Annotated in this window: 16 protein-coding genes and 4 tRNA genes; 1 reads left to right on the forward strand and 19 read right to left on the reverse strand. The window is 43.3% G+C overall.

The window, feature by feature from the left end; translation table 11 throughout:
• Nucleotides 1–15 precede the first annotated feature (15 nt).
• From ACE4RR_RS15560 to ACE4RR_RS15570, 3 genes are read right to left on the reverse strand one after another with little or no spacing between them, the layout of a single operon-like run.
• Nucleotides 16–690: a uracil-DNA glycosylase gene (locus ACE4RR_RS15560; RefSeq protein WP_375536355.1), complete on the reverse strand. Its 675-nt coding sequence runs from the start codon at nucleotides 688–690 to the stop codon at nucleotides 16–18.
• A complete protein-coding gene (locus ACE4RR_RS15565) occupies nucleotides 687–1,373 on the reverse strand; it encodes a DNA alkylation repair protein (protein ID WP_375536356.1) in 687 nt (228 codons plus the stop codon). Before ACE4RR_RS15565 ends, ACE4RR_RS15560 begins: the two co-directional genes overlap by 4 nt.
• A 37-nt stretch (nucleotides 1,374–1,410) precedes the next feature.
• Entirely contained in the window at nucleotides 1,411–2,181 is a 771-nt protein-coding gene (locus tag ACE4RR_RS15570; RefSeq protein WP_375536357.1) for an inositol monophosphatase family protein, read from the reverse strand.
• Between the two features lie 229 nt (nucleotides 2,182–2,410).
• Between ACE4RR_RS15570 and ACE4RR_RS15575 the strand changes: the two genes are divergently transcribed.
• On the forward strand, nucleotides 2,411–3,007 hold the full coding sequence (locus tag ACE4RR_RS15575; protein WP_375536358.1) for a DedA family protein: 597 nt from the start codon (nucleotides 2,411–2,413) through the stop codon (nucleotides 3,005–3,007).
• A 32-nt stretch (nucleotides 3,008–3,039) separates the two neighbouring features.
• Here ACE4RR_RS15575 and rlmH read toward each other — a convergent pair whose 3' ends face one another.
• The 16 genes from rlmH to ACE4RR_RS15655 form a co-directional block, all read right to left on the reverse strand.
• Nucleotides 3,040–3,519, reverse strand: coding sequence for a 23S rRNA (pseudouridine(1915)-N(3))-methyltransferase RlmH (rlmH, locus tag ACE4RR_RS15580; RefSeq protein ID WP_375536372.1), 480 nt, complete (start codon nucleotides 3,517–3,519; stop codon nucleotides 3,040–3,042).
• Nucleotides 3,520–3,572: 53 nt separating this feature from the next.
• The gene (locus ACE4RR_RS15585) at nucleotides 3,573–3,743 is read right to left on the reverse strand and encodes a CxxH/CxxC protein (RefSeq protein WP_375536359.1); all 171 of its coding nucleotides are present in this window, start codon (nucleotides 3,741–3,743) and stop codon (nucleotides 3,573–3,575) included.
• 142 nt (nucleotides 3,744–3,885) lie between these two features.
• Nucleotides 3,886–5,133 carry a S1C family serine protease gene (locus ACE4RR_RS15590; RefSeq protein ID WP_375536373.1) on the reverse strand — a complete coding sequence of 416 codons (1,248 nt, stop codon included), beginning with the start codon at nucleotides 5,131–5,133 and terminating at the stop codon, nucleotides 3,886–3,888.
• Nucleotides 5,134–5,178: 45 nt separating this feature from the next.
• The gene (locus tag ACE4RR_RS15595; protein ID WP_375536360.1) at nucleotides 5,179–5,973 is read right to left on the reverse strand and encodes an MBL fold metallo-hydrolase; all 795 of its coding nucleotides are present in this window, start codon (nucleotides 5,971–5,973) and stop codon (nucleotides 5,179–5,181) included.
• 18 nt (nucleotides 5,974–5,991) lie between these two features.
• On the reverse strand, nucleotides 5,992–6,945 hold the full coding sequence (locus tag ACE4RR_RS15600; RefSeq protein WP_375536361.1) for a two-component system regulatory protein YycI: 954 nt from the start codon (nucleotides 6,943–6,945) through the stop codon (nucleotides 5,992–5,994).
• Nucleotides 6,946–6,949: 4 nt separating this feature from the next.
• On the reverse strand, nucleotides 6,950–8,278 hold the full coding sequence (locus tag ACE4RR_RS15605) for a YycH family regulatory protein (RefSeq protein ID WP_375536362.1): 1,329 nt from the start codon (nucleotides 8,276–8,278) through the stop codon (nucleotides 6,950–6,952).
• Entirely contained in the window at nucleotides 8,275–10,098 is a 1,824-nt protein-coding gene (gene walK, locus ACE4RR_RS15610) for a cell wall metabolism sensor histidine kinase WalK (RefSeq protein WP_375536363.1), read from the reverse strand. Before walK ends, ACE4RR_RS15605 begins: the two co-directional genes overlap by 4 nt.
• A gap of 2 nt (nucleotides 10,099–10,100) precedes the next feature.
• Nucleotides 10,101–10,808, reverse strand: a complete 708-nt coding sequence (gene yycF / locus ACE4RR_RS15615) for a response regulator YycF (RefSeq protein WP_375536364.1) — start codon at nucleotides 10,806–10,808, stop codon at nucleotides 10,101–10,103.
• Nucleotides 10,809–11,016: 208 nt separating this feature from the next.
• Nucleotides 11,017–12,702 (reverse strand): SLC13 family permease, encoded by a 1,686-nt coding sequence (locus ACE4RR_RS15620; RefSeq protein WP_375536365.1) that lies wholly within the window; start codon nucleotides 12,700–12,702, stop codon nucleotides 11,017–11,019.
• A 154-nt stretch (nucleotides 12,703–12,856) separates the two neighbouring features.
• Complete coding sequence (locus ACE4RR_RS15625; RefSeq protein ID WP_375536366.1) at nucleotides 12,857–13,570, reverse strand: response regulator; 714 nt, start codon at nucleotides 13,568–13,570, stop codon at nucleotides 12,857–12,859.
• The gene (gene dcuS, locus ACE4RR_RS15630; protein ID WP_375536367.1) at nucleotides 13,567–15,177 is read right to left on the reverse strand and encodes a DcuS/MalK family sensor histidine kinase; all 1,611 of its coding nucleotides are present in this window, start codon (nucleotides 15,175–15,177) and stop codon (nucleotides 13,567–13,569) included. The genes ACE4RR_RS15625 and dcuS overlap by 4 nt, the downstream gene beginning before the upstream one ends.
• A 293-nt stretch (nucleotides 15,178–15,470) precedes the next feature.
• A tRNA-Phe gene (locus ACE4RR_RS15635) sits at nucleotides 15,471–15,546 on the reverse strand.
• 178 nt (nucleotides 15,547–15,724) lie between these two features.
• A tRNA-Asp gene (locus ACE4RR_RS15640) sits at nucleotides 15,725–15,800 on the reverse strand.
• Nucleotides 15,801–15,879: 79 nt separating this feature from the next.
• Nucleotides 15,880–15,954 (reverse strand) — tRNA-Glu (locus ACE4RR_RS15645).
• Nucleotides 15,955–15,981: 27 nt separating this feature from the next.
• A tRNA-Lys gene (locus ACE4RR_RS15650) sits at nucleotides 15,982–16,057 on the reverse strand.
• Between the two features lie 273 nt (nucleotides 16,058–16,330).
• A complete protein-coding gene (locus tag ACE4RR_RS15655) occupies nucleotides 16,331–17,620 on the reverse strand; it encodes an adenylosuccinate synthase (protein WP_375536368.1) in 1,290 nt (429 codons plus the stop codon).
• Nucleotides 17,621–18,080 lie beyond the last annotated feature (460 nt).

Genomic DNA, 18,080 nt, shown 5'->3' on the forward strand with positions numbered 1-18,080 from the left:
AAGACATTTCCTCCTTTAGCTTCTCGAAATGCACCAATTAATCTCAGGCCTTCCCGCTTCTTTTAAGAATTGATTAGCTCTTGAAAACGGCCTGCTTCCAAAAAAACCTTTATGGGCGGAAAAAGGACTGGGATGCGGTGATTTAATAATCAGATGATGATTTTCCGTAATCAGCTCTTCTTTATTCTGAGCATGACGGCCCCATAACAAAAATACCACTGCATCCTTTTTGTTATTCACTTGATTGATCACTTCATGGGTAAAATGCTCCCAGCCTTTACTTTGATGAGATCCCGCCTGGCCTGCCCGCACCGAAAGCACTGTATTAAGCAGCAGTACACCCTGCTCAGCCCAGCTGGTTAAACTGCCATGCTCTGGAATCTCGCAGCCAATATCCTCGCTCAGTTCTTTGTGTATATTTTGAAGAGACGGCGGTATTTTGACCCCCGGCTGCACGGAAAAGCTTAAGCCGTGTGCCTGATGGGGGCCATGGTATGGATCCTGACCTAAAATAACTACCTTTGTTTTTTCATATGAGGTGTAATGGAGGGCATTGAAAAGATCATGCATATCCGGATAAACGTCACCTTTTTGATACTCTTTCTTTAGAAAATCCCTCAACTCAACGTAATACTGCTTTGAAAATTCTTTTCCAACATATGAATTCCAGTCATTTTTTAAAATATTCAACGTCTGCTCACCCTTTGAATGTGCTTCATCCCTTCTCTCCTGCTTAACGGAGCCAGCTTTTCCTTTTCAATAAAATCAGCGACAGATTCCGGAGCGGTCTTCGAATATTCCCTCAGAGCCCAGCCGATCGCTTTTTGAATAAAGAAATCGTTGTGATCGGCATTACTTCGGATATAATCAAACAACCGATCTTCATCAGTAGATTCTTTATATTTTAATTGAAATAAAATCGCGGTCCTCCGCAGCCATTTATTTTCATGTGTCACCCATGTTTCCGTGTATTCAGGAATACGTTCTGGATAAGCCTGAAAATAGGAGCCGCAGATCTTGGCGGCTAACGGATCCACTGTGTCCCACCAGGGTTTTTCCGTAATGCAATAGATAAGAAAATCAATGTCCTCTTCCTGCAGGTGTTTTTGGTAAAGATCGAGGGCATCGACTACTGCATATTGATATTCCCGTTCTTTCAGCCCCCAAACCTTCCGCAGCAGCTCCTTTTTTAATGGGGGCCGATGCCATTCATGCTCGCGTAAAAAGGGGTAAGTAAGGTTTCGTCTTTCCTGGCTCTTCAATCCAATAAAGGAAAAATGATTTTTCATATATTTCTGCATCGGGCCGGCGTTATCTGGGTTGCGGTGACGTATTAGAATATCTTGAAATCGCTTTATTGACTCTTCTTCCAACCTTGTCCCCTCCTGCATTGTTTCATGTGAAACGAATTTACCGTTCAATAAGAGCTTTCAGCTGGGGGAAGATCTCAGGTGAACCTGATATTACAAAAAGACCTTTCTCTTCTTTGACAACTTCAGCTACACCACCGGCTTCCTCCAGTATTAATAAACCAGCTTCAATATCCCAGCTGTTGAGCTTTATTTCCCAATAACCATCCATTCTCCCGCAGGCGACTTGCGAGAGATCAAGTGCAGCACCTCCGAGCCGGCGTATCCCGCCTATCTTTGGCAGAATATTATTAAAGTGGGTAAGATTATTATCGGGGTCTGTTCCTTTATCATAAGGAAATCCAGTTCCGACAACTGCGCGGTCTAAAGCTTTTGTTTCAGATACGGTAATAGCTTTTTCATTTAAATAAGCACCCCCGCCTTTAATTGCTTCGTACATTTCCTGCAGCTTCGGCGCATACACCATACCTGCTACAGTTGTGCCTTTAAAGCGAATGCCGATAGAAATACTGAAATGCGGCAGACCATGGGCATAATTAACCGTTCCGTCAATCGGGTCGATGATCCATTCGAAATCAGAATTTCCTTCATGCATGCCGCCTTCTTCGGTTCTCATTACGTGATCTGGATAATGCTTTTTTATCTTTTCTGTTAAAAATTTTTCTGTCCAAACGTCCATTTCTGTTACTAAATCAATTGCAGACGATTTACTTTCCATATGCATCGGGCCCTCAAGGCGTTCGAGCTGCTTATCCCCCGCTTCGATAGACCACGTTTTTGCATGTTCAAGCATTTCATTCCATACCTTCATCCTTCCAGCTCCTTTACCTTTCTTCATTCATCTTAATGTAAAATAACACAAAAATACAAAATTCTCGTATAAAGTTCTTTCCCTTCTTTTTTCTCATTCATACCATTATTTATTTAGTGCAGATCTTCCAGGGATTGGCTCAGTTTATCCGAGGTTTTTTATAGCCAATTGCTGCCTAAGTCTTATATACTTAAAAGAATAAAATATTGTCGTAAAAGGAAGAAACCATATGCTGGAACTAATATTAGAAACGTTAAAACAGCTCGGATTTTGGGGTCTGCTTATTGGAATTGGCATTGAAGCACTTTCTGTTCCGTTTCCAGCAGCAATCGTTTTTCTCGTTTATGGATACATCATGGAACCCAGCGGCTGGTCATGGCTGTTTATAGGTTTTGGATCGGCGGCGGCTTATACAGCTGTTGCTTTTATTCCATATTGGCTTTCTCTAAGGTACGATCATTTATTGCAAAAGCGTGTAAACTCGGCAGGAGCCCAGCGAATGTTGAAGTTTATGGACAAATACAGGGAGTGGACGATTACAGCAGGACGAATTTTAGGAATGGGTTATATAGTCTACGTAGCGGCCTTTAGTAGAATTTCTCCACTTCGCTATGCTTTTTTTACTTTTATAGGCGTACTTCCTGTGGCCGTGCTGATGTTTTATCTCGGCTCACTTGGAAACATTGAAGCGGTATATACTTGGTTTCAAAACATTCAATACATAATAACTGTCGTGATTATCGGCCTGTTGACGTATTATGTATATTACCGCATTAAACGGCGCAGCAAATATCGTTCAAAAGAGAATCAAAAAGCAGAATTATAAAGAAAATCAGAGGCACTCACTTTATTTAGATCTTATTTATGATAAGGACTCCCTGCGTTGATTTGAAACGCACGGTAAACCTGCTCCATTAAAACGAGGCGTATCAACTGATGAGGAAATGTCAGTCGGGAAAAGGACCATAACAAGTTACTTTCATTTAAGATACGTTGGTCTAAACCAAGTGATCCGCCAATGATAAACGTAATTCTGCTTTTCCCATGCAGAGCGAGCTCGCTTATTTTAGAAGCGAGTTCTTCTGACGATAACATTTTTCCTCCTGGTTCGAGCGCAATCACATAAGATCCTGCTGGTATTTTAGCAAGGATTCGCCCGCCTTCTTTTTGTTTTATTTGTTCCTTTTCTTTCGTGCTGGCCATCTCAGGAGTTTTTTCATCGGCCAGCTCCACAATTGAACATTTCGCATGTCCTTTTAATCGTTTTTTATATTCTTCGATTCCATGTTTCAAATAGGTTTCTTTTATTTTCCCAATTGTAATAATGGTAATATTCAACAATTGCAATTATCCCCTTTTCAAAAAATTATCCACAGTATTTATCCACATATTCACACCTGTCCTTCTGCCATTCCATAAATTTTATACACAGACTGATCCGTACAATAACAACACTTTGTGGATAAAATATTGTTTTTTTTTTCCATTATTGGAGGCTCACCTGTCTTGTCAATTGCATCGTCAAGTCCTCGTTCTGCATGGGCTGCACACGTATAAATCATCGATAACCTCCTCCTTGTCCACATCTATTTTATCATGCTCTTCTGTTAAGTAAATACAGTTTATCCACAAGCTGGACCGTCTATCGTGTGATTGTATAGTTATCCACAAAACAACCCCCGGGAGACATGCTCCCGGAGGCTGTTAAAACTCTTGCTGGGCATTTAAGGTAAGCTTTGTAGATTGTAATTCCCCATCTCTGTAAAATGTAACATCTACGGTATCACCGATTTCGGCTTCTGTATACAGATATTTACGTAAACTGTGTCCATCTGTGATCTCAGTTCTGTTTAATTCGGTAATCACATCGTATTCCTGCAGGCCAGCTTCTGCCGCAGGAGAATTGGATGCTACATTTGTAACAAATACACCATGATCCACATCAAGCGGAAGCTGAAGAGTTTCCTGCCAGTGATAACTCGGAATTTCCGAGAGCGAGCGGATACCAATTCCCATCTGTGGACGCTCCACCTCACCAGTCGCTTCTAGATCTTCAATAACCGGCAGAGCAACTGCACTCGGTATGGCAAAACCAATCCCTTCTACCGCTGATTCAGCAATTTTCATGGAATTTATACCGATGAGCTGACCACTAATGTTAACGAGCGCGCCACCGCTGTTACCCGGGTTGATCGCCGCATCTGTCTGCAGTACCTCTGCATTCCAATCTGGCTGGCCGTCACCGGTTAAATCAACTGGTATACTTCGTTCCGTAGCACTGATGATGCCCTGCGTCACGCTCCGGGACAGGTTAGTCCCAAGCGGGTTTCCAATAGCAATCGCTGGTTCTCCTACATTTAATTGATCAGAGCTGCCAAATTCAGCAACAATATCAATTCCTTCCGAAGAGATTCTCAGCACAGCCAGGTCGGTAAGGACATCCGAACCAACAAGCTCTGCTTCCACCCGGCGTTCGTCGGCCAGGCTTACCTCGAGCTCGCTTGCCCCTTCGATAACATGATGATTCGTTACAACATAAGCGTTCTCTCCGTCTACCTTGTAAATAACCCCCGATCCTGTCCCTTGATCGGCTGCTCCTTCTTCTCCTTCTCCCCAGAAATCCGTCTGCTGTAAATTGAAGACACCGACTACCGCATCCGATACCCTGTTTACCGCTTCTGTTACATCGGAAGTAACGGAAAGCTCCAGGTTATGCTGCTTTGGCTCAGCATTCGTATCATCGGGTACGGTTTCTTCTTTTTCTGAAGCCATACTGCGGTTACGCTCCCCATCCATAGTGGACATGAAGCCGGTATCTTCAAGGAAAGGAAAAGAAAACAATACGAGCAGAGCCCCCGCCAGAACCCCGGCAAATCCAGACAGAGCCTGCTGTCTACGTATTTTTTTCTGCTTCCTTTTTTCACCCTGCGTTTTGTCGCTGTAGTAACCCAAGGCTTTTTGCACCTTCCCTTCTTCCACAGACGCTGAATTCCGTACCTAGACTGTTACAAGGGAGGTCGGTGATTCAGGATCTGTATCAAAAAGCTGAAATTGATGGTCGATGCCGCATTCCTGTTCATTTAAAACCTGCGCCACCGTCATTTTGGCTAATTCTTTCATATTGTTATCCTTGCTTAAATGAGCAAGATATATACGTGATGTTTTGTCGCCTACAATTTCAGTCAGTGCCTGGGCTGCATCTGCATTGGAAACGTGCCCCATATCTCCGAGAATTCTTCGTTTGACGTTCCAGGGGTATCTTCCCATTTGCAGCATATTAATATCATGATTCGATTCGAATACATACATATCCGCGTCGCGGACCATGCCTTTTATTTGGTCGCTCACGTAACCCATATCTGTAGCAAGCACTAATTTCCTGCCTCCATGATGAAAACAGAAAAACATTGGATCTGCCGCATCATGAGATACTCCAAAGGATTCTACATCAATGTCTCCAAAGGATTGAACAGAACCTCTTTCAAAGTGAAATTTCTGCCCGCTGTTTATTGTTCCAAGAGAATGCTCCATTGCTTTCCACGTCTTTTCATTGGCGTAGACAGGCAGCTTATACTTTCTGGCCAGGATGCCGACTCCTTTTATATGATCACTGTGTTCATGAGTGACAAGAATGCCGTCCAGATCCTTCAAAGCAGCAGGTATCTGTTGAAATAAGCTTTCCATTTTCTTACCGCTGAGTCCGGCATCCACCAGCAGGCGCTGCTTCTCCGTTTCAACATAAAGCGCATTACCTGTGCTGCCGCTTGCGAGTACGCTGAATCTTAATGACATACAGGCTTCACTCCAATATTACTGCTGCTGCTCTTCGTCAGCTGCGTCGTTTGTCGAATTCTCTCCGTCTCCATCAGCATCATTACTTTCTTGATCCTCATCCTGATCATTTTCTTGTTCGCCTTCCCCTTCGTTTTCATCTTCATTTTCGTCCTCTTCCTCTTCCGGTTCTCCCTCCCCTAGAACATCTTCAGGATTTTGAATATTTCCGCTGATTGCATTAACCAGATATTCAGAGGACTCATTGACTTCCATCCTGTACATCGGCTGAAATACCTGCACATCTCCAGCCGGACTGAAAAAGCTGAAATACGCAAGCTCTAATTCTGAAATTTCATCGTTAAAGGTTAAAATACCATCGTTGAGTAAATATTCAATTGCCCGGTAGTGGGAGAGTAAATCCTTGGTGCTTCCTTGTTCTTCAAATTCGAGGTAGCTTTGAATATAGCTTTCAATTTCGTTATCATCATTTATCATTAATACGAGCTGATCTTCATCATACGTATAGACTGGATCATCATTAAATTCCTGAAAAAGATAAAGCTGACTGTTTTCCTCGTTATTTTCCCAGCGCGAAGCTTGATACTCCTCGCCTCTCCAAACTTCCTGATCGAGAAAAGAACGGATGGAATCACGCTGTTCTTCTCTTGTGTCCCCTGTAATTTCATATGGTTGTTCCATTGTAACTTCCACGAAGTTATCATTCATCACATTGACATTATCTTCTCCGGCAATATCGATAAGCTCTTCTTCAATATTAATGCGTTGTCCCGTCACCTGCGTACCTTCTTCCGTTTCCTCCGGCAGCTCAGGGACAACTATATTCATCTTTTCAACCTGTTCCTGCAGTGTGCTCTTGGCCCGTACATTAACGTCACTTTCACTTCGTTTTTCCATCAGCTGCAGCACCAGAAATCCATTTAGTAGTAGAAAGGTGACAATGAATATTGTTTTAGTTCTATTCCAGTCCACTTTCCTATCCCTCCCCGGAGCTGCTTTCCTCATTAACGGAAATTGGATACCACGAATCTTCATATTTCACAAACCAGCTTGGTTCAAACTGATACAATAAATTATCTGTTTCCTCCATTTGGTAGCCGATTCGGATATTTTCTACATTTTCAGATTCAAACTGATCTTCAATATAGGAAACCACCTCAGAACCTGATGCCAGTGTTTTTGAACCGCCTGTGTTGATAGGACTGTCATCAAAGTCAAACAGCGGACGCGAATATTGAGAAATCTGTCCGCCGGATCTCGATACATCAATCGAGGCTAAATCCCGACCCGATGATTCAAAAACGGGCAGGCCGGAAACGAGCATTCGAAACGTAGCTGTTTCTTCCCGGCTTTCCCGGTTCCAATCGTACAACTGATACGTATCCGTCCACCCGCCATGTGAATTTACGTAATCAAACGTGGAAAGCACCACATGATTTTGGGTATCCGAAGGATTTTCACTGTAAACTGGGTTCACATACGATAAATAATTGCCGCCGTATTCAAGACTCATCATCCGGTTTCCATCTGTATAAGTTGCTTCTCCGCTGTCCTGGTTGTATGGTCGCACTGATTCATGATCATTAAATAGAAACTGCAGAAAGTTTTCATGCGAGATCTCAGAAGACGTGTCCGAAATAATATTTTGAGTAGTAGTGTCTTCCGGTAGATAAATCGTATCACTAAGACCTTCATCCTCGTCCGGATAATAAGAAAATACAGAGCTGAACTCAGTGATTCTGCTGAAATAGGAATCTCTCAGCTCCGATCGGCTGAAGTCAGTCGTGCCTTCCATAAGAACGAGGCCGCTGTCCGTAATAAATTGAACCTTAAGACTCTCGTTGTCATCACCTTCATCTATAATAAACATACGGTCGATGCTCTCATCTTCTGCGAAATCAGGAGCATCTGATTCAAAGTTAAGCATGCTCTGAAGTACTTCGCCCGGAACATCCGCCGGGAATATAATCTCAGCGGTCCGGGGACCGTTGAATAACTCTTCACTTTCCAGAGACTGCTCTGGTGTCATTTCTTCGAATCTTGAGTCAAGCAGACCCTCAAAAAACATTCTGAATTCCTCATCATTTCCATTTATTGCAGCTTGCTGCAGCCCATCATGAAATACAATCTGATCCGGCCAGATTACGTCACTTAAGCTTTGGCTATCTGCAAACGGCTCACTCTCCACATAATTGGACGGAGTAAGGTGATCATAATTCGGCTGAAAGGTCCAGATCTGCCAGGTAAGGATCACACTTGATGTTATCAAAATGGTCAGCACCCAGGATTTAATTCGTTCTATCATTCACCAGCCCCCGCCTTCTTAAATGCAGAGTACGGCAGTGTTACGGAGATCGTCGTTCCCTTTTTCCATTCACTTTCTACTCCGATATGTCCGCCGTGAGACTGCACGAGCTCTTTGGCAATAGCGAGCCCCAGTCCGGTTCCACCTAAATTGCGCGCTCTGGCTTTATCGACTCTATAGAAACGTTCAAAGACCTTTGCCTGGCTTTCTTTAGGGATTCCAACGCCCTCATCCGTTATATCGATATCGACCGCCCGACCTCTTGTTGTCATTTGGATGGCGATTGTCCCACCGTCTGGAGAATACTTCACGGCATTGGAAACAATGTTATCAAAAACCTGAATCATCTTGTCCTTGTCCATATCAACATATATAGGATGACGTGGCAATTCCTTGTAAAAATCAATATTTTTGTCCTTTGTAATCATTTCAAAGCGCTCGGAGATCTGGCGAAGCAGCTCACTTAAATCAACGGTTTCAAATGTCAGCGCTAAATCATCGCTGTCCATTTTAGAGAGCTGCAGAAGATCATTAACAAGCCGGATCATACGCTCCGTTTCATTTTGGGTTACTTTTAGAAACCTGGGACCAAGCTTTTCATCTGCCATAGCTCCGTCTTCAAGAGCTTCTAAATAACTTCGCATTGTAGTGAGCGGTGTCCGCAGCTCATGAGAGACGTTCGCTACAAATTCACGCCGCTCCCGTTCAATTTTTTCCTGCTCTGTGACGTCATGCAGAACTGTAATTAAGCCATTTACCGGACCGTCCTCGTTACGGACGACAGAAAAATTCGCTTCAAGCAGGTATTCCTGTGTATCATCGCTGAAATCAAGCAGGATGGAATCGGTATAATCATATAAATCACTTGGGTTCAACGTCTCCGAAAGCCGGAGCACCTCAGGAAGAGAAGCCCCCATAATATCGGCACTGTCTACGTTCAGAAGCTGTTCTGCCCGGTTGTTTAATAAGATAATTCTCCCTAATTCATCCGTAGCCACTACGCCGTCTGTCATATGAGCAAGCACGGAGCTGAGCTTCTTTCTTTCTCCCTCCGTCGTGGCGTGGGCTTCTTTCAGGCTTAATGTCAGCTGATTAAACGATTCAGCTAACTGTCCAATTTCATCCTGTCCATAAACCTTTACACGCCTGGAAAAATCCCCTTTTCCCATAACAAGAGCCTGCTTTTTCATATCCACAATTGGTCTTGTAATCGTGCTTGATAACAGGATACCAAGGACAGCTGTAATCGCTAAAGCTATGATTGTGCCCTGGAATAAAATTTCATTAATACGGTCGATTTCATCATAAATCTCATTCATGGACGCTTCTATGTAGATCGCGCCTTCAATTTCACCATTCGATTCCACCGGAATCGCTAAAACCTGGAGCCTGTCTCCATTATCAGGATTCACCATGACATCTTCGTCTTCTGTCCCGAGCAGAGCCCGTTCTACACGAACCTCTGTGCTCTGCAGTCCGACAAGGTTTTCATTGTAGCCATTCGAAGTGCCGATAACGACCTGATTTTGATCTATGACTTGAACATTAGAGCTTTCAATCGCAAAAAATTCCTGCAGCAGCCCTTCAATATCATCCTGCAGGGATTCATCATCATCGCGTTCTCTTGTCAGCTCCTGACGCACATTGTATTCGAGCAATTCAGCCCGTTCTTCGAGCATATCACGATGATTGTTCACCAGTTCATCCTCGAGTTCATTTGTAAAATAAACCCCGATGACCTGCATCGCAATGAAGATGAGGAGCATAAAAACAGCTATTAATTTTACATGAATCGACTTAAAAAAATCGATGATCTTCATTGTTACTTCTCCTGTTCAGGGTGTTTTAAGTAATAGCCCACTCCTCTTCTTGTGACAATCCACATTGGGTAGCTCGGGTTATCTTCTACTTTTTCACGCAGTCGTCTTACGGTAACATCGACTGTGCGTACATCACCAAAATAATCATACCCCCACACCGCCTGCAGCAGGTGCTCTCTTGTCATAACCTGTCCGATATGGCGTGCAAGATAATGCACCAATTCAAACTCACGGTGTGTCAAATCTACCGGTGCTCCACGCTTAGATACCAAATAGGCATCCGGGTCTATGGTCAGGTCTCCCACTACAATCTCTTTCTGCTTCGATGAAGATTCCTCCGGCGCAGCCTGCTGGCGTCTCAAGTTAGCTTTCACACGCGCAATTAATTCTCTCGTGCTGAAAGGCTTGGTTACGTAATCATCGGCTCCAAGCTCGAGTCCAAGCACTTTATCTATCTCAGCATCCTTTGCTGTAAGCATAATTATGGGCATATCAAAACTCTTACGAATCTCCCGGCACACCTCCATACCGTCTTTATATGGAAGCATTATATCGAGAAGCACGATATCCGGAACAAAATCATGAACCTTTTCTATTGCTTCATTTCCGTCATAAGCAACTTCTACTTGAAATCCTTCTTTTTTTAGATTAAATTCCAAAATATCTGCAATTGGCTGTTCATCATCTACAACCAGAATTTTTTCATCCATGCGCCTTCGCTCCATTTCTTATTTATGAAATATTCTTCACCATTTAAGTAAGCGATTACGGCAAACTATGATTTTTTTATCATAGGCCTTCCCATCTATTGTAACATAGCGGAAAAGTGACTGTTGAATCTGTAAATTGTTTTTATTGGAAGAAAAAGAAACCTCTGGGCATCTAAGCCCCAGGGAGGTTTCTTTTTTAAATTACATTTTATTGAAATTGTGAAGGTATTTCGGTCAGGTCGATGCCCCAGACTATTGGGAGCCAGATAAACACAGCGAGAGTTATCAGAATTAATGCTAGTAAATTCAGCCAAAACCCGTTTTTCGCCATTTCTATAATTTTCAGCTTTCCGGTACCGAAAATGATTGCGTTTGGTGGTGTTCCGACCGGGAGCATAAAGGCGCAGTTAGCGGCCATTGCACAAGGTACCATCAATGCGTACGGATGAACATTCAGCGCGAATGCAAGGGAAGCTACGACTGGAATAATCATTGTCCCTGTGGCTGTGTTTGACGTAATTTCTGTTAAGAACAAGACAAGTGCTGCAGATACGAGAATGATAATCATTAAGTTCATTCCTTCGAGTACTGTCAGCTGTTCCCCGATCCAATTAGATAGTTCAGTTTCACTAAACCCGGATGCGATAGCAAGGCCGCCCCCAAAAAGAAGCAGGATGCCCCAAGGAATCTCCTTTGAATCCTTCCATTCGAGAAGCTTTGTTTCCGTTGCTTTTTTTGCAGGAATAAGAAAAAGCAACACCGTAGCGGTAATGGCAATCATGCCATCCGTTATTTCAGGGAGCTGAACCAAATCTGTCCAAATAAAGGTTCTCGTAATCCACATGAAAGCAGCAAATAAAAAGACACTGAATACCATTTTTTCTTCATAGCTGGTTTGTCCAAGCGCTTTCATTTCTGATCGAATAAGTTCTCTGCCGCCTGGTACTTTTTTAAACTCAATATTGTAGATAACTTTCGTCAGATAGAGCCATGTGCTAAATACTAAAATAATGACAATCGGCACTGCAAATGCCATCCAGCCGGCAAAAGAAATCTCTACATCAAATAACTCACGAGCCTGGCCCGCTAAAATACTATTAGGCGGCGTACCGATTAATGTCCCGAGACCGCCAATGGTTCCGGCATAGCCGATACCAAATAGTATTGCTTTTTCAAACTTTTTCAGGCTGCTTTCGTGTCCATCTTCTTTCAAAGCACTGCTTACCTGATAAATAATCGCAAGGCCGATCGGCACCATCATCATAACGGCAGCCGTGTTGGATACCCACATGGATAAGAACGCCGTAGCTGCCATAAATCCTAAAATAATTTTATTTGTACTCGTGCCGATTGCAGAAATAATATTAAGTGCAATTCGTTTGTGCAGGTTCCATTTCTCCATGGCTGTCGCAATAAAGAAACCACCCAAGAAGAGAAATACAATATCGTCTCCATAGGAAGATACCACAGCATCCCCCTCCACTGCTCCTAACACAGGAAGAAGGATAATAGGAAGGAGCGATGTTGCCGGAATCGGAATGGCTTCAGTAATCCACCATGTGGCTATCCAGAGAGTGGAAGCGAGTACTGCCTGTGCTTCGTACGCCAGGCCCTCCGGCTGAAAGAATAATAAAGTTAATAAAAATAATACCGGTCCAAGTATAAGGCCGACAAACTGAGCTCTCGTATATGCTGGGCGCTCTTCCTCTTCAGGCGGTCTATCGCCTCCTCCCGGACCTCCGGGGCCGCTTCCTACAGCAGAATCAGGCTGGTGTTTTTTACGAGTAAGAGGATGCCCCTCTTCTCCAATCCTCCAAAATTGTAACAGCTTTTTGGTCTGGTCATGAGAATGCCAAAGACTTTTCCATATGTTTGGAAAGATATTTTTTTCCACGATAAGAACCTCCTAAACACACTTTTTGAAAACGCTTTCTAAATAAACATACAAGAAAAAGGCTGTGACGTACACCTTTTGTAAGTAAGAAAAGCACAGGCCTTTTTTCATTAATTGTAAATATTCGTAATAACTGAAATATTTATCTTTTATTTTACAGAATGTAGTTTCTTAAAGCAGACTTTTGCATGGGATGAACGTGATATTGATGAAGCGGCCTGCCGGTTTCCTGGTAAATGACCTCGGCATTTAATATGTTTTTTTTATGCAGGTAATGCAGGTATTTACGCACAGACACCTGTGAAATACCGGTGGCTTCTGACACCTCCCTCGCCGAAAAGTTGTTTGGATTCGCCTCCTCGATAAAAACTGCAATCCGTGAGAGCGTCAGCTCGGTCAATCCTTTTGGAAGATCTTCTTCAGTCCGCACCTCCTTTTGAGTGTTATATAAAAATGGATCGAGGTCTTCCTGCTTGACACTATCTGCATGATTCATGAGAAGCTGCTGCTCTCGATATTGTAAAAGCGCTCCTTTAAATCTTTCAAAGTCGAACGGTTTTATTAAATAATCCACAGCACCGTATCTTAGTGCAGTTTGCACTGAATAATTATCATTTGCAGCTGTTATGACTATAGCGTCCACAGGACTTCCCTGAGACCGTAGTTCCATAAGAAAATCGAGTCCTGTTTCTTCCTTCATGTAAACATCCAGGAGCAGAAGATCCACCTTGTGCTTTTGCATAAATGTACGAGCGGTCTCAACATCTTCAGCAAACCCGACTGCTTTAAAGCCTTCCATTTTTTCAAGATAGATTCGGTTAAACTTTGATACCATCGGATCATCTTCTACTATTAATGTACGAATCATGACTGCTCACCCTTGTATGGGATGGTTACCTTAAAGGAAGTACCCTTGTGTGGCTCCGAAGAAACAGTCAGCTCACCGCCCAGGACACCTAACGCTTTATCTGTAAGATACATTCCATACCCCCTGTTTTCTCCTTTTGTTGATGTCCCTTTTTCAAAAAGATGCTCCTGCTCCTTTTTAGTGAGACCTGGACCATTATCCTTAATTTCTAAAACTAGCTGATTGTTTATATAATTTAATGTCATTTTAATATGTTTTTCCTCCTGGTGCTGAATCGCTTCATACGCATTATTAATTAGATTGCCAATAACGGTGATTAAATGATCCATTTTTTCCGTGTGCTCTAAAATTGGCAGAGGATGGTCTCCGTTTAAGGTCACGCGTACATCATTCTCTTCTAACAAATGAAATTTGCGTAAAAAATAACCTGCCAGAACCGGATCTTTTATTATTTTTGAGACCGAGCCTATTTCTTTTTGATAGGTTGATGACAGGTGTTTTATATATTCATCGAGTTCCTGATAGGATTCGGTAAATACCATCGCTGAGATAACATGCAGCTTGTTCATAAATTCATGCGTCTGAATACGGAGAGTTTCAGCATAGTGCTTTGCTCCTGTCAGCTGTTCCACAAGGGACTGCAGCTCCGACTTGTCCCGGAAAGTAGCTATGGCACCTACGACCTGCCCTTCTGAAATAACCGGCACCCGGCTGACGAGAATGTCCATGCCGTTTAACTTTTGTTCCTGATCATATTCGGCTTCTTCACGCAGCAGGACATTTTTCAAACGCGAGTCTGGAAGCATAGTTTGAATTTCTTCTCCAATTGGATTTTTCATAATGCCGACTTTCCGAAAAAAGGACAGTGCAGCGTCATTTGCTACAACAATTTTACCTTCTCCATCGATCGCGACAATCCCCTCCCGCACAGAATCAAGCATGGCTTCCCGCTCCTGTAAAAGCCTTGCAATTTCATGGGGCTCAAGGTTATATAAAGTTTTTCGGATACGTCGTGCCAGTAATACGGCACCAATAACACCGACCATCAGACCGATAGAGGAGCCTATGTAAATTACGCGCTGACTGTCAAATACCGCACTTTCCACTTGATCAAGTAAAATTCCAGTCGCCACTACGCCCAGCTGCTCCCCCTCGCTGTCTGTAATCGGCACAAAGGACCGCAGCGATTCCCCGAGTGTTCCTTCTGCTATAGAAGAATAGCTCTCTCCATCAAAAGCCGGGCCTTCATCATCCCCTACAAAATATTGGCCGATTCTTTCCTCTACCGGGTGTGACTGCCTGATTCCATTCATGTCCATTACGACAATATACTCTACTCGAGTGTCCCGCTGTACTTCTTTTGTATATTCCTGTATACGTGCTGAGGGAATCGTCTGCGCTAACCCTTCGGTGACAATCGGAGCCCGGCTTACAGCAAGAGAAATATCCATGGTCTTTTCTGTCTGGGCATTTCTTGTTTTCTCTGCGGTATCTCTCCCAATCAGCACACCGGTGGCAGAAAGCGCAACAATTAGGACGACACAGACGAGAAGAGTGATCCACGTTTGGAGCTTTATTGGTTTTCGTTTACGCTTGTGAGCCTTCATGGATATTTTAACTCCTTGTGGTTGAATAAATGGGAATGGCGGTGCTGTTTTATAATGTACTATATTGAAGGCTCAGCGTCTATTGGATAAACTGAAGCATAAATTAGTTTTTAATGCGAGCCGCTTCACGAGCACTTTGCCGGACATTGGTTCCGCTATCGGTCGAAATGCTTTAATAACGGATCTCATGTCCGCTTCGAGTCCTTGCAGGGGCCGTGTCTATAAGTAAACAAACCAAAAAAACCCGGAACTACCTGTCCCCGGCCAAACATGTTGTTACTATTTAAAAAAAATGGTGGCTCGAGACGGAATCGAACCGCCGACACGAGGATTTTCAGTCCACTGCTCTACCGACTGAGCTATCGAGCCATATATTATTATTGCCAATATGAGAGAATAAACCTTGCTTTAAGGTATACGTTAATGATTGTGCTCGTCGTGTTCTGCTTCGCATCGCCACTCCTCGCAAGCCGACTCAGAAGCTTTTTCTAAGATGTTCCGGCTAGTTATAGAGCCGTAGTTTGTGAAATGCTAGTTTTAATGTAAATGGCGGGCCTGACGGGAATCGAACCCGCGATCTCCTGCGTGACAGGCAGGCATGTTAACCGCTACACCACAGGCCCACTTTGTGAAACTCTTCGTTATATTTGTTCTTTCAGTCAGGTAACGTACTGAAGTGCACTCTGGCAGCATGTATGTAAATGGTGACCCGTACGGGATTCGAACCCGTGTTACCGCCGTGAAAGGGCGGTGTCTTAACCACTTGACCAACGGGCCTTTGTGTTGTTTTTATTGGGAAGAAAATGGTGAGCCATGGAGGATTCGAACCTCCGACCCTCTGATTAAAAGTCAGATGCTCTACCAACTGAGCTAATGGCTCGTTTTAAGTAAATGTTTTTTTGCGTGTAGCACTCGTTATAAATAACCGTCACTAATTGTGCTCGTCGTACCAATATCGCACTCCTCGCAAACCTACAGTGATGTTTATTCAGGAAGTTTACGGTTTGCTTTTAGCGGCGACAAGATTAATATTACCACGGGCTTTTTTGTTTTTCAAGCAGTTTTTTAAAATATTTTTACGGTTTGGAAAAGCTGATAATGATGGGGAAAGCCTGCAAAAACAGAGCTGCAGGCTTTCAGTGGAAACAGACTATTAAACTCCCCACACACCGCGCACCATGTTCGTTTGGCTGCGGTCCGGGCCGACGGAGAAGATGCTTAGTGGTATATTTGTCAGCTGGGATACACGCTCGAGGTAGTGACGGGCGTTTTCAGGAAGTTCTCCCAGTGTTTTAACACCAGTAATGTCTTCCTTCCATCCAGGAAGTTCTTCATAAATTGGTTCACATTCTGCCAATACTTTTAAGCTGGCAGGAAATTCTTCAACAATTTCGCCGCGGTATTTATATGCAGTGCAGATTTTCACCGTGTCTATCCCTGTAAGGACGTCGATGGAATTTATTGAAAGGTCGGTAATACCGCTCACTCGGCGGGCATGGCGGACAACTACGCTGTCAAACCAGCCGACGCGGCGCGGGCGTCCCGTGGTCGTTCCATATTCATTTCCTACTTCACGGATTTTATCTCCGGTTTCGTTTTTTAGTTCTGTCGGGAATGGCCCGTCTCCAACACGGGTAGTGTAGGCCTTAGATACACCAACCACATGATGAATTTTTGAAGGACCGACTCCTGAGCCTATCGTGACCCCGCCGGCAATTGGATTAGAGGAGGTTACGAAAGGATAGGTTCCCTGATCGAGATCAAGCATTACACCTTGCGCTCCTTCAAATAATACGCGGCGTCCCTGGTCTATCGCGTCGTTTAACACGACGGAAGTATCACACACATAGTCTTTAAAGAACTGGCCATAATCAAAATATTCATCCAAAATATCTTCAATTAAAAAGCCTTCTGTTTCATAAACTTTTTCAAACAACCGGTTTTTCTCTTTTAAATTACGATCAAGTTTTTCCTTAAATTCGTCCTTATCGAGAAGGTCGGAAATTCGGATTCCAATACGGGCAGCTTTGTCCATATAAGCAGGACCAATGCCTTTTCGGGTCGTACCGATTTTGTTTTCACCTTTAGATTCTTCTTCAACAATATCGAGTTTTATATGATAAGGCAGAATCACGTGTGCCCGGCTGCTGATCCGCAAGTTGCTCGTATCTACTCCGTGATCATGTAAATATTTCAGTTCTTGAACAAGCGCCTTTGGGTCAATAACCATCCCATTACCAATCACGCATCTTTTATTATCGTAAAAAATACCTGATGGAATAAGGTGAAGCTTATATTTCTTTCCGTGAAATACGATAGTGTGCCCCGCGTTATTACCACCCTGATAGCGTGCAACTACCTCTGCATTTTCGGACAAATAATCGGTAATTTTCCCTTTTCCTTCGTCTCCCCATTGTGTTCCTACAATTACGATTGAAGACAAATTCTCCACCTCCGGCATTTAATATACTCTCTCCGTGCTTGTAAAAGTGAATGTCTATGTATTATTTGGCATGAAACCCTCACATAGTGTATCAATAACAGTGCTGGAAGTCAATAAAACACGAACATTATACCATTATTGTGTTTTTATGTTCGGAATGAGTTGTGTTTTTAAAAAACTGGTCGCTGACACGAAAAGGGGCTGTATCATAAATTATACTCGCCCCTTTTTGCATGGTAAAAAAAGCAGGGGACAAGTCCTTCGCTTTCCGTGGGCAGCGCTTCAGCTAACCGGGCGAAACCCGCGCCCGGCGGATCTTCAGCCGCTGCTCTTCGAGGCTGCTGAAAAAGTACCCGATAAAATACGATTTTTGGCTAGAAAACAAAATTGTTTTCTAGTCTTTTTCATGTGTGAGATATAATATAAATATCAAACAAAAAAGAGGTGATTTTCTGGTGTT

The sequence above is a fragment of the Alteribacillus sp. HJP-4 genome (assembly GCF_042139015.1).
Taxonomy (GTDB): Bacteria; Bacillota; Bacilli; order Bacillales; family Marinococcaceae; genus JBHIKY01.

Excerpts from the sequence above, each read along its gene's own strand:
- yycF (WP_375536364.1), bottom strand. The coding sequence starts at position 10,808 with ATGGATGAAAAAATTCTGGTTGTAGATGATGAACAGCCAATTGCAGAT.
- ACE4RR_RS15575 (WP_375536358.1), top strand. The coding sequence starts at position 2,411 with ATGCTGGAACTAATATTAGAAACGTTAAAACAGCTCGGATTTTGGGGT.
- dcuS (WP_375536367.1), bottom strand. The coding sequence starts at position 15,177 with ATGAAGGCTCACAAGCGTAAACGAAAACCAATAAAGCTCCAAACGTGG.
- ACE4RR_RS15595 (WP_375536360.1), bottom strand. The coding sequence starts at position 5,973 with ATGTCATTAAGATTCAGCGTACTCGCAAGCGGCAGCACAGGTAATGCG.
- ACE4RR_RS15625 (WP_375536366.1), bottom strand. The coding sequence starts at position 13,570 with ATGATTCGTACATTAATAGTAGAAGATGATCCGATGGTATCAAAGTTT.
- ACE4RR_RS15585 (WP_375536359.1), bottom strand. The coding sequence starts at position 3,743 with ATGATTTATACGTGTGCAGCCCATGCAGAACGAGGACTTGACGATGCA.
- ACE4RR_RS15570 (WP_375536357.1), bottom strand. The coding sequence starts at position 2,181 with ATGAAGGTATGGAATGAAATGCTTGAACATGCAAAAACGTGGTCTATC.
- ACE4RR_RS15605 (WP_375536362.1), bottom strand. The coding sequence starts at position 8,278 with ATGATAGAACGAATTAAATCCTGGGTGCTGACCATTTTGATAACATCA.
- walK (WP_375536363.1), bottom strand. The coding sequence starts at position 10,098 with ATGAAGATCATCGATTTTTTTAAGTCGATTCATGTAAAATTAATAGCT.